Source organism: Lentzea sp. NBRC 105346, assembly GCF_030269605.1.
Taxonomy (GTDB): Bacteria; Actinomycetota; Actinomycetes; order Mycobacteriales; family Pseudonocardiaceae; genus Lentzea.
In genome coordinates this window covers 35,043-46,590 of record NZ_BSTQ01000014.1, presented here as the reverse complement: position 1 = coordinate 46,590, position 11,548 = coordinate 35,043, and the positions used below count along the sequence as shown (strand labels likewise).

The window sequence follows — 11,548 nt, the reverse complement described above, 5'->3', positions numbered from 1 at the left end:
GAAGCCGCCATGCAACGACGATCTTTTCTCGCCGGTCTCGCAGGGTTGGGGGCCCTGAGTGTGGTCGGCTGCTCCACGACGAAAGCCACGACGCAGGTCGTCGGCACGCTGCCCGCGGATCCGCCGCCCGCGGGAACGAAGCTGACGATCTCCATCCGCAGCACGCTCAAGCAGCTGGAGGCGAACGGTGAGCTGAGCAAGCTGCCGTTCCAGGTTCCGGACTGGCCCAACATCAGCGCGGGACCGGACGTCATCCAGGCGTTCCGCGCGAACTCGGTCGACCTCGCCAGCAACGCCGGCATCCCGCCGATCCAGGCGAAGGCCAACCGGTTCGACGCGAAGATCGTCGCGGTCGCCCAACGCGAGCAGCCGCTCTACAAGTTCGCGGGCTCACCCGGTCTCGCGCTCAAGGAGCTCAAGGACCTCAAGGGCAAGAAGATCGCGTTCTCCCAGGGACAGGCACAGGGCGTCGTACTCCTGCGCACGATCAAGGAACTGGGCCTGAAGAACACCGACGTCGAGCTGGTGTCGTTGACCAGCAACCAGTTCCTCACCGCGTTGCAGGCCAAGCAGGTCGACGTCGCGGTGCTGGCCGAACCGCAGCTCACCAAGTATCTGGGCCAGTACCCGGACGCACACGCGATCGACATGAACGCGGTCGACCTGCTGACGATCCTTTGGGCGCCGGTGAGCGTGCTGAACGACGAGGCGAAGCTCAAGGCGATCCGCGCGTTCATCCCGTTCTGGGCCCGTGGCCATGCGTGGTCGCAGGACAACCCGGACAAGTGGGTCGACCACTACTACGTCAAGGACCAGAACGTCAGCAAGGCCGACGGCGACCGGATCGTCAAGGCCACGCCGAAGCTCGTGTTCCCCAGCAGCTGGGACCGGGCGATCAGGTGGGAGCAGGAGACCGCCGACCTGCTCGCCGACGGCGGCTTCACACCGAAGATCAACGCCGACGAGCTGTTCGACCGCCGCTTCGAGCACATCGCGTTCGAGGCGGTCGACGCCAAGTACCGGAGCCAGTCATGACACACGTACTCGACCATCCGGTCGCCGCACTTCCTCAAGCACCACCGAAAACGACCCGGAAACGGCTCGGCGTCGGCAAGCCCATCCCGTACGGGCGAGCGCTCGGACCGTTGCTGCTCATCGGAATCTGGAGCGTCGCGTCCGCGACCGGCGCCCTGGACCCGCGGATCCTCGACTCGCCGTGGACCGTGCTGCAGACCGGCTGGGACCTCACGCAGAGCGGCAAGCTCCCGGACAGCGTGCCGACCTCGTTGCGGCGCGCGGCACTCGGGTTCCTGTTCGGCGGAATCGCCGGCACGGTGCTCGCGATCGTGGCCGGGCTCAGCCGCGTCGGCGAGGCGCTGATCGACGGCACCGTGCAGGTCAAACGCGCGATCCCGTCGCTCGGCTTGATCCCGCTGCTGATCCTGTGGCTCGGCATCGGCGAGGAGTTCAAGATCGTGGTCATCGCACTGGGCGTCGCGGTGATCATGTATCTGCAGACCTACACCGCGCTGACCGGCATCGACAGCCGCTACGTCGAGCTGGCCGAGGTCGTCGGGCTGAGCCGCGCGCAGTTCATCCGCAAGGTGGTCTTCCCCGGCGCGCTGCCCGGCTGGTTCCTCGGGCTGCGGCTCGGCGTGACCGGGTCGTGGCTGTTCCTGATCGTGCTGGAGCAGATCAACGCCACCAGCGGCATCGGCTACCTGATGTTCCAGGCACAGAACTACGGGCAGACCGACGTGATCGTGGTCGGGCTCGTCGTCTACGGCCTCTTCGGGTTCCTGTCCGACGCGGTGCTGCGGCTCGTCGAACGGAGGGCGCTGTCATGGCGACGCACGCTGTCCGGGTGAACAACCTCGTCCGCGCGTTCGGCGACCGCAACGTCCTGGACGGTCTTGACCTCACGATCGCGCCAGGCGAGTTCGTGGCACTGCTGGGCCGCAGTGGATCCGGCAAGAGCACGCTGCTCAAGGCTATCGCCGGACTCGACTACGACGTCAAGGGCAGCGGTGAGCTGAACGTGCCGGACGAGGTCGCGGTGGCGTTCCAGGACTCGCGGCTGCTGCCGTGGCTGCGGGTGCTGGACAACGTCGAGCTGGGCGTGAAACCCGGCAACGGCAGGGCCGCGCTGGCCGAGGTCGGGCTGAAGGGCCGCGAGAAGGCGTGGCCCAGCGAGCTCTCCGGCGGTGAACAGCAACGGGTCGCGCTGGCCCGCTGCCTGGTCCGCGAACCGCGCGTGCTGCTCGCCGACGAACCGTTCGGCTCGCTCGACGCGTTGACCCGCATCAAGATGCACGACCTGCTGCGCGAGCTGTGCGCGCGGCACCGGCCCGCCGTCCTGCTGGTAACGCACGACGTCGACGAGGCCATCGATCTCGCCGATCGGATCGTCATCCTCCAGGACGGCCGGATCGGCCTCGACATCCCGGCGCACTCCGCCGACCGCACCCACCTGTTGTCCGCTCTCGGCATCGGAGTCGCCGCATGACGCTGCACCTGAACCTGTTCATCATCGACACCGGGCACCACGAGGCGTCCTGGCGGTTGCCGGAGAGCGATCCGTTGTCCCACCTGGACATCGCCTACCACCAGCGGATCGCGCAGATCGCCGAGAGAGCCAAGTTCGACTCGGTCTTCCTCGCCGACAGCCCGGCGCAGTTCGGCGACCCCGGCCGGCGGCCGTCCGGCCGGATCGAACCGACGATCCTGCTGACCGCGCTCGCCGCGGTGACGTCCCGGATCGGCCTGATCGCGACGGCGTCCACGACGTACAACGAACCGTTCAACCTCGCACGGCGGTTCTCCTCGCTGGACCACGTGAGCGGTGGCCGGGCGGGCTGGAACATCGTGACCACGGCGGGCGACGACGCCGCCCGCAACTTCGGGCTCGACGCACAACCGGCGCACGTCCAGCGCTACGAGCGGGCCGCGGAGTTCGTCGAGGTGTCCAAGAAGCTCTGGGACTCCTGGGAGGACGACGCGATCGTCGCCGACAAGGCGTCCGGCGTGCACGCGTTGAAGGACAAGGTGCACCCGATCAACCACGTGGGCCGGTTCTTCAGCGTGCAGGGGCCGTTGAACGCGCCGCGCTCGCCGCAGGGCCACCCGCTGCTCGTGCAGGCCGGATCGTCCGAGGACGGCAAGGACTTCGCCGCGAAGCACGCCGAGGCGGTGTTCACCGCGCAGCAGACGCTGGAGGACGCGATCGCGTTCTACCAGGACGTCAAACGCCGCGCGGTGGCGTTCGGGCGGGATCCGGACCACGTCAAGATCCTGCCCGGCCTGGTGCCGGTGATCGGGTCGACCGAGGCGGAAGCCCTTGCGGCGGAGGAGGAACTGGACCGGCTGATCGCTCCCGAGTACGCGCGTGCCAACCTCGCGAAGCTGCTGAAGGTTCCGGCCGAACGCCTCGACCTGGACCGGCCGCTGCCGGACGACCTGCCCACCGAGGAGGAGATCGAGGGCGCCAAGTCGCGGTACACGCTGATCGTCGAGCTGGCGCGGCGCGAGAACCTCACCGTGCGCCAGCTGATCGGGCGGCTCGGCGGCGGACGCGGGCACAAGACGTTCGCGGGCACACCGGAACAGGTCGCGGACACGATCGAGCACTGGTACCGCTCGGGCGCGGCGGACGGGTTCAACATCATGCCCGCCGTGCTGCCGTCCGGACTGGAGGTGTTCGCGGACCAAGTGCTGCCGATCCTGCGCGCCCGCGGTCTGTTCCGCACCGAGTACACGGGCACGACCCTGCGCGAGCACTACGGCCTGCCCCGGCCCGCCAACCAGTTCGAGCTGGTGGCGGTCTGAGTTGAACCGCCTGCTCGGGTACTGTCTGCGCCACCGCGGCGACCTCGCGCTCGCCTTCGGCGCGGCGTTCGTCGCCGCGGTGGCCACCGCCTCACTTCCCCTGGTGCTCCGGCATCTCGTCGACCACGGCGTGGACGGCTGGATCATCGGGTTCCTCGCCGTCGCGCTCGTCCGGTTCGGTGCCGGGTACGTCCGCCGTTACCGGTCCGGCAAGCTTTCCCTGGCGGTGCAACAGGATCTGCGCGACGACGTGTTCGCCGCGCTGCACCGGCTGGACGGCGAACGCCAGGACGACCTGCAGACCGGGCAGGTCGTCAGCCGGTCGATCTCGGACGTCACGCTGATCCAGACGCTGCTGAACTTCCTGCCCAACATCACCGGGAACGTGCTGATGTTCCTGGGTTCCGTGGTCGTCATGGCGGTCCTCTCCCCCGCGCTGACGCTGGTCGCGCTGGCCGTCGGGCCCGCGTTGTGGTTCATCGCGTACCGCAGCAGGCGCGACCTGTTCCCCGCGAACTGGCACGCGCAGCAGGAGGCCGCCGAGGTGGCGACCGGGGTCGAGGCCGCGGTCACCGGTGTGCGCGTGGTGAAGGGTTTCGGCCAGGAGGAGCGCGAACAGGCCGGTCTGGAGGAGCGGGCCCGGCGCCTGTTCGGGTCGCGGATGCGGGTCAACCGGCTCACCGCCAGGTACAACCCGGCCATGCAGGCCGTGCCGGCCCTGGGCCAGGTCGCGGTGCTGGCGTTCGGCGGGCTGATGGTCGCGCGGGGTTCGCTCACGCTGGGCACGTTCCTGGCGTTCACGACGTACCTCGGTGGTTTCGTGAACCCGGTGCGGCAGCTCGCGATGCTGCTGACGATCAGCCAGCAGGCCCGCGCCGGTGTCACGCGGGTGCTCGAGATCATCGACGCCGCACCAGAAGCGTCGTCCGGAACGGTGGTGCTGCCGGACGTCCCGCCGTCGCTGGAGCTGCTCGACGTGACGTTCGCGTACCCCGGCGCGACGCCGGTGCTGAGCGGCGCGTCGCTGCGGGTCCAGCCCGGTGAGTCGGTCGCGCTGGTCGGGGCCGCCGGATCCGGCAAGTCGACGATCGCGTTGCTGCTCAACCGGTTCTACGACCCCACCTCCGGCGTCGTGCGAGTCGGCGGACACGACGTGCGCGCGCTGGACCTCGACTCACTGCGAACGCGGATCGGTGTCGTCTTCGAGGACACCTCGCTGCGGTCGGACACCGTGCGCGCCAACATCGCCTACGGCCGGCCGGACGCGTCGTTGGCGGACGTGCGCGCCGCGGCGCGGGCCGCGTGCGCCGACGAGTTCATCTCGGCGCTGCCGGACGGCTACGACACCGTGATCGGCGAGCAGGGCCTGACGTTGTCCGGCGGGCAGCGGCAGCGGATCGCGCTGGCACGGGCGTTGCTCTACGACCCCCAGGTGCTGATCCTGGACGACGCGACCTCGGCGATCGACCCGCGGGTGGAGGCGGAGATCCACGCGAACCTCGTCGCGCAGCGGCGCCGAACCGTCCTGGTGATCGCGCACCGGCCGTCGACGCTCGCGCTGGCCGACCGGGTGGTCGCGGTGCACGATGGCGCGATCGTCGACCACGACGGCACACTCGAACTGCGCGCGCGGCCGGTGCTCCGCCGGGCGGTCACGTCGATGTCCGCGCACTCGGCGCACGCGTTCGCCGCCGCGGCGAGCAGTCCCCCGCACGCGGGCGGCGGGCTCATGGCGTCCGCGCCGCCCTCGACGGAGATGTTGTCCCTGCTGGAGAACCTGACTCCGGTGCGCGATCTGCCGGATGTGCCGGTGGCCGAGGCACGGGCGGCGGACCCGTCGTTCGGTCTCGGCCGACTACTCCGTCCACTTCGGACTCCGCTGCTGCTCGGCCTGCTGCTGGTGGCACTGGACGCGGCGGCGCAGATCGCGTTGCCGGTGCTGATCCGCGAGGGCGTGGAGAACGGCGTGGCGCTCGCCGCCTCGGCCGCGCTGGTGGTGGTGCTGGCGGCGTGGGCGTTGAGCGTGTGGCAGGTGCGGGTGACCGGGCGGACCGGCGAACGCCTGCTGTACACGTTGCGCGTCAAGACCTTCGCGCAGCTGCAACGGCTCGGCCTGGACTACTACGAGCGCGAGCTCGGCGGCCGGATCATGACGCGGATGACCACGGACGTGGACGCGCTGTCGGCGTTCCTGCAGACCGGGGTCGCGACGGCGTTCGTCGCGGTGCTGACCGTGGCCGGTGTGCTCGTGGCGATGCTGGTGATCGACCCGTCCCTGGCGTTGGTCATGCTCGTGGTGCTGCCGGCGCTGGTCCTCGCGACCGTGCTGTTCCGGCGCCGGTCGGTGCCCGCGTACATGGAGGCGCGCGAGCGGATCAGCGCGGTGAACGCCTACCTGCAGGAGAGCGTCGCCGGGCTGCGGGTCACCCAGGCGTTCCGGCGTTCACCGGTGAACGAGGCCGAGTTCTCCTTGCTGGGCAACCGGTTCGTCGTCGCCCGGTTGCGGGCGCAGCGCAACATCGCGACCTACTTCCCGTTCGTCGAGCTGCTCGGTGCCGTCGCGTCGGCGCTCGTGCTGCTGGCCGGGGCGGACTCGGTGGGCACGCTGATCGCGTTCCTGCTGCTCGTGGAGCTGTTCTTCGCGCCGATGCAACAGCTGCCGCAGGTGTTCGACGGCTACCAGCAGGCCGTGATCGGGTTGTCCCGGCTGCGCGACCTGATGCGCACGCCGACGTCCACGCCGTCCGGCTCGCTCCCGGTCGGCCGGTTGCGCGGCGAGCTCGTGTTCTCCGACGTGCACTTCGCGTACACCGACGACCGGGAGGCGCTGCGCGGTGTCTCGTTGCGGGTGCGGCCCGCCGAGACGCTTGCCCTGGTCGGTCGCACGGGTGCGGGCAAGTCGACGATCGTGAAGCTGGTGGCGCGGTTCTACGATCCGACGTCCGGGGCGGTGTCGATCGACGGCCACGACCTGCGTTCGTTGTCGCTGGCGGACTACCGGCACCGGCTGGGTTTCGTGCCACAGGAGGCGCACCTGTTCAACGGCACCGTCCGCGACGCCATCGCCTACGGCCGGCCGGACGCGACCGATTCGGAGGTCGCCGCCGCGGTCCGGGCGGTCGGCGCCGGACCGGTCGTCGAGGCGCTCGGCTACTCACAGCCGGTCGGTGAACGCGGCCGGAACCTGTCCGCGGGACAACGACAACTGCTCGCCCTGGCACGTGCGGAGCTTGTCGACCCGGACATCCTGTTGCTGGACGAGGCGACGGCGGCCCTGGACCTCGCGACGGAGGAACTCGTCGCGCGGGCGTTCGACGCGGTGACCCGCCGGCGCACGACCCTCGTGGTCGCGCATCGCCTCACCACCGCCGCGCGCGCCGACCGGATCGCCGTGCTCGACGGCGGCCGGGTCGCCGAGCTCGGCACCCACGCCGAGTTGCTGTTGCGCGACGGCCTCTACGCCCGGATGTGGGACGTATTGTCGGAGCATGGGTCAACTGGGCGAGATGTTTCCGGGACGCAAGCTGCGCAAAGAGTCGGATGAGTCGGGCACGGGCGAGGAGTACGAGGAGACCGGCCCGCTCGACCTCACCTCGGGCATCGTCCGGCTCGCCCCGCGCCCGAAGCTAGATCCCGAAGACCCGAGCGAGTAGGGCATCCATCACCCGCGTCGGCAGGATCGCGCGCAGCACCTCCTGCGCCCGCGCGTCCTTGCCGACCGGGTACCGGGCCTTCGGATTCTTGTCGGTCAACGCCCGTTCCACCGACCGGCCCGCTCAACCTCACCTCGGGCGTCGTCCGGCGCCCGAAGCTAGATCCCGAAAACGCGAGCGAGTAGGGCATCCATCACCCGCGTCGGCAGGATCGCGCGCAGCACCTCCTGCGCCCGCGCGTCCTTGCCAACCGGGTACCGGGCCTTCGGATTCTTGTCGGTCAACGCTCGTTCCACCGCCTGCGCGACCATCGACACCGGCTGAGTGCCACGCCGCATGCGGACCATGGCCTTGGTGAGACCGGTGATGTGCCGGGCGTAGAGCGTGCGGTGGGCCGGCGACAGCGCCGCGATCGTCTCCTTGAGCGTCGTGTCGCTGTTGCGCCACATGTCGGTGTCGATCACGCCGGGCTCGACCAGCGACACCCCGATGTGCCACGGCCGCAGCTCGATGCGCATGGCGTCCGCGATCGCCTCCAGCGCGAACTTCGAGGCGCCGTACGCACCGGTCATCGGCGCGGACACCCGGCCGTTGGCCGACGACACGAACACCACCCGCCCGCGCCGCGCCCGCAGCTTCGGCAGGACGGCCTGGGTGACCGCGACCTGGCCGACGACGTTGACCTCCAGCTGGTGCCGTAGCTCGTCGAGGTCGAGCGTCTCCACCGGCCCGCCGACGAAGATGCCCGCGTTGTTGACCACGGCGTCCAGCTGTGGCAGGTCGCCCAGCTGCTCGATGTGGTCGTCGTTGGTGACGTCCAGCCGGACCGGGGTGATCCGGTCGCCGAGCGGTTCCGGCACGCGCATCCCGGCGTAGACGTTCCAACCCGCGGCGGCGAGGTGCAGCGCGCTGGCGCGGCCGATACCGCGGGCGGCTCCGGTGATCAGGACCGATGGCATGAGCACACGTTAGTTCCTTCGAAGCCGAGCGTGCCCGCGGGAGCGTGGTCGCCGTCCCCGGTGTAGACAGCGAAGATCTCGCGGGCCTCGTCCACCCGTCCCAGCAGCACCAACGCCTCCGCCTGGCCGAGCCGGTGCCCGGTGGCAAGCTGCGTCTCCAACGCCTCCGCGGCCGCCGACTTCGACGAGTCCTGCCAGGCCACGCCCGCCAGCGCGCGACCCTCCAGCACCCGGAACCCGCGCTGCCGGGACAGCTCCAGCGCACGAGGCCCGTACGCCTCCCCGCCCGGCACCCGCGCCAGCTCGACGAGCAGCGACGCCTCGTAGTAGGCCTTCTCCGCCGACCGGGCCAGCGCCAGGCCACGTTCCAGGACGGAGACGGCCTCCTCGTACCGCCCGGCGTGCAGGTGCAGCTGGCCGAGCACGACCAGAGCCGCGAGCACGTAGTGGCTGGTGGCGGTCTCCTCGGCCGCGGCGAGCAGCGTCGACGCGGTGGCCAGCGCGACGGACGAGCGGCCGGTGTCCCGTTCGAGCATGGCCATCGAACGCGACGTGTTCAGCCGCCACGTGCGCGACGCGGAACTCTCGGCGAGCACGCGCGCCCGGCCCGCGCAGACTCGGGCCCGGTCCACGTCACCGAGCTGGCAGCAGACGTCGCCCAGGCCGCCGAGCACGGGAACCTCGCGGAGCTCGTCCCCGGTCGAGCGGGCGTACACCAGGGCAAGCTCGAAGTGGCCGAGTGCGGCGCTCAGCCGGCCCGCGAAGCCGTCCGCCACGCCCATGCTGGTCAGCGTCAACGACTTGCGCGGCGCGTCGTCGACCAGGGCGAGCGCCTGGCCGAGCAGTTCGGTCGCGCGTGCCGGGCTGCCGAACTGGATGTGCACGTTGCCGAGGTTGTGCAGCGCGTGGATCTCGCCGCGCAGGTTACCGGCCGCGCGGTACGCCTCGCGTGCCGCCAGCCAGTGCTCGACCTGCGGACCCGCCTGTTCCATGCGGCCGGTCGCGAGCGTGCTGTGCGCGCTGCCCTGTCCCTCGAGCGAACCCGCGGCCGTCGCGGCGCGCAGTGCGGCCTGGCCCGTCGTGATGCAGTCGGCCGCATTCCTACGCAGCCACAAATACGGCCGCAGAGCATCGGTGAGGTGCCAGGCGAACGGGACCGGCCCCTCTTTGGCGCACTGCGACACCAGCGCCACGACGGCCTCCCGCTCACTGTCCAACCAGGACAGTGCGTCACCCCGTGAGGCGAAACCGCAGGCGCCGGTAGCGCGTTCGAGCCGGAACATGTCCGGCGCCAGCATGCGCCCGGCCGCGTCGGTGGTGTCCAGGTAGAACTCCAGCAGCCGCCGCCAGGCCGCCTCGTGGTCCGGGTCGTCGCGCATGCGTTCCCGCGCGTACAGCCACACGAGGTCGTGCACGCGGAACCGGCCGGACGTGTGCGCCTCCACGAGGCTCGCCGACTCCAGCAACGTGATCAGGTTCCGGGCCGGCGCACCGACGAGCACGTCGGCCGCTTCGATGGTGAAGTCGGTGCGCGGCAACAGACCCAGTCTGCGGAACAGCACCCGCGCGTCGTCGGGCAGCGCGCGGTAAGAGAGGTCGAACGCGGCGGTGACGGCCGCGCGCTGGTCGCCGCGGATCGCGAGCCGCGCCAGGCGATCGCCGGCGATCTCGTCCACCACGTCGGCGATCGGGTCGTGCGGCCGGCGCACCAGCTCCGCCACGGCGATGCGGATCGCGAGCGGCAGGTGCCCGCACAGCCGCGCCAGCTCGGCGACCGCCTCGGGTTCGGCGCCGGCACGGGCGGACCCGAGCGCGCGGATGATCAGCTCCTCCGCCTCCGCGGGCGCCAGCACGTCCAGCTCCATCTGGTGCACGTCGTCCAGCGCGGCCAGCCCGCGCAGATCGTTGCGGCTGGTGATCACCACGGCGCACTGGGCCGTCCCCGGCAGCAGCGGCCGGACCTGCGACTCCGACGCCGCGTTGTCCAGCACGAGCAGCACCCGCCGTTGCGAGAGCAGCGACCGGTACAACGCGGCCCGCTCGTCGAGCTCGCGCGGCACGCGGTCGTTCTCGACCCCCAGCGAACGGAGGATCTGCCCGAGCGCGTCCGCCGCCGAGGTCGGCGGTGCTTCGTCGTACCCGCGCAGGTTGAGGTACAGCTGGCCGTCCGGGAACCGGTCGCGCACGCGATGCGCCCAGTGCACGGCCAGCGCGGTCTTGCCCACACCCGCGACCCCGGCGATGGCGGTGATCACGACGGTGTCCGCACCCTGATCGAGCATGGCGTCCAGCCGCGCGAGGTGGTCCGCCCGGCCGGAGAACGTCCGCAGGTCGGCGGGGAGCTGCGCGGGCGTGCTCACCGGCGGGGCGACGGTCGGCTGTTTCCCCGGCTCCTGCTTCTGGCTCAGCACGGCCTGGTGCGCCGCGCGCAGGCTCGCGCCCGGCTCGACCCCGAGGTTGTCGGCCAGCCGCGTCCGCGTCTCCTGGTAGACGGCCAGCGCGTCGGCCTGCCGTCCCGACCGGTAGAGCGTCGTCATCAACAGCTCGGCGAACCGCTCACGAAAGGGATGGTCGGTCACCAGCGCGGTCAGCTCCGGGATGAGCTCGCGGTGCCGGCCGAGCGCGAGCTCGTGCCCGACGCACTGCTCGAGCACCTCGACCCGCCGTTCCTCCAGCCGGTCGGCCTCCGCGTGCAGCGCCGGGCTCTCCAGTCCCGCCAGCGCCTTGCCGCGCCACAACGCCAGCGCGGCACGCAGCTTCGCGACGGCCTGCTCGGCCGGTTTGTCCTGCGCCTCGGCCACCAGGTTCTCGAACGTCCGCAGGTCGACCTCGCCCCCGGCGAGCCGGTACCCCGCGGTGTCGGTCTGGATCAGGTCTCCGCCGGCGTACAGCGCCATCCGCAGCTCGGCAATGCTCTTGTGGATCTGGTGCTTGCTCGTCGACGGCGGCCGGTCGCCCCAGACGACGTCCACCAGGTGCGGCAGCGTGACGACACGCCCGGCCGAGAGCACCAGTGCTGCCAGCACTTTCTGGTTGCGGACCCCGCCGACTTCGAGCCGGACCGCACCCGAGCGCACCTCGAGCGGCCCCAAGATCCGGAACTCCATCGAC

8 protein-coding genes are annotated in these 11,548 nt (G+C 70.9%); 5 read left to right on the top strand and 3 right to left on the bottom strand.

What is annotated here, in order from left to right:
- Positions 1-9: 9 nt before the first annotated feature.
- Genes QSK35_RS27420 through QSK35_RS27400 form a run of 5 tightly spaced genes read left to right on the top strand, consistent with a single transcriptional unit; the run spans position 10 to position 7,369 of the window.
- Positions 10-1,035: an ABC transporter substrate-binding protein gene (locus QSK35_RS27420; RefSeq protein ID WP_285750409.1), complete on the top strand. Its 1,026-nt coding sequence runs from the start codon at positions 10-12 to the stop codon at positions 1,033-1,035.
- Positions 1,032-1,868, top strand: a complete 837-nt coding sequence (locus tag QSK35_RS27415) for an ABC transporter permease (protein ID WP_285750408.1) — start codon at positions 1,032-1,034, stop codon at positions 1,866-1,868. Before QSK35_RS27420 ends, QSK35_RS27415 begins: the two co-directional genes overlap by 4 nt.
- On the top strand, positions 1,844-2,506 hold the full coding sequence (locus tag QSK35_RS27410) for an ABC transporter ATP-binding protein (protein ID WP_285750407.1): 663 nt from the start codon (positions 1,844-1,846) through the stop codon (positions 2,504-2,506). The genes QSK35_RS27415 and QSK35_RS27410 overlap by 25 nt, the downstream gene beginning before the upstream one ends.
- Entirely contained in the window at positions 2,503-3,825 is a 1,323-nt protein-coding gene (locus QSK35_RS27405) for an LLM class flavin-dependent oxidoreductase (protein WP_285750406.1), read from the top strand. The genes QSK35_RS27410 and QSK35_RS27405 overlap by 4 nt, the downstream gene beginning before the upstream one ends.
- Position 3,826: 1 nt before the next feature.
- A complete protein-coding gene (locus tag QSK35_RS27400) occupies positions 3,827-7,369 on the top strand; it encodes an ABC transporter ATP-binding protein (RefSeq protein ID WP_285750405.1) in 3,543 nt (1,180 codons plus the stop codon).
- A gap of 82 nt (positions 7,370-7,451) precedes the next feature.
- Here the strand turns inward: QSK35_RS27400 and QSK35_RS27395 are convergent, their stop codons facing one another.
- Genes QSK35_RS27395 through QSK35_RS27385 form a run of 3 tightly spaced genes read right to left on the bottom strand, consistent with a single transcriptional unit; the run spans position 7,452 to position 11,544 of the window.
- On the bottom strand, positions 7,452-7,577 hold the full coding sequence (locus QSK35_RS27395) for a hypothetical protein (protein ID WP_285750404.1): 126 nt from the start codon (positions 7,575-7,577) through the stop codon (positions 7,452-7,454).
- Between the two features lie 59 nt (positions 7,578-7,636).
- Positions 7,637-8,437: an SDR family oxidoreductase gene (locus tag QSK35_RS27390; protein ID WP_285750402.1), complete on the bottom strand. Its 801-nt coding sequence runs from the start codon at positions 8,435-8,437 to the stop codon at positions 7,637-7,639.
- Entirely contained in the window at positions 8,422-11,544 is a 3,123-nt protein-coding gene (locus tag QSK35_RS27385) for an AfsR/SARP family transcriptional regulator (RefSeq protein WP_285750400.1), read from the bottom strand. Before QSK35_RS27385 ends, QSK35_RS27390 begins: the two co-directional genes overlap by 16 nt.
- Positions 11,545-11,548 lie beyond the last annotated feature (4 nt).

Bases quoted from the DNA above. Each gene is read 5' to 3' on its own strand.
- QSK35_RS27410 (WP_285750407.1), top strand. From the start codon at position 1,844: ATGGCGACGCACGCTGTCCGGGTGAACAACCTCGTCCGCGCGTTCGGC.
- QSK35_RS27385 (WP_285750400.1), bottom strand. From the start codon at position 11,544: ATGGAGTTCCGGATCTTGGGGCCGCTCGAGGTGCGCTCGGGTGCGGTC.
- QSK35_RS27405 (WP_285750406.1), top strand. From the start codon at position 2,503: ATGACGCTGCACCTGAACCTGTTCATCATCGACACCGGGCACCACGAG.
- QSK35_RS27420 (WP_285750409.1), top strand. From the start codon at position 10: ATGCAACGACGATCTTTTCTCGCCGGTCTCGCAGGGTTGGGGGCCCTG.
- QSK35_RS27415 (WP_285750408.1), top strand. From the start codon at position 1,032: ATGACACACGTACTCGACCATCCGGTCGCCGCACTTCCTCAAGCACCA.
- QSK35_RS27390 (WP_285750402.1), bottom strand. From the start codon at position 8,437: ATGCCATCGGTCCTGATCACCGGAGCCGCCCGCGGTATCGGCCGCGCC.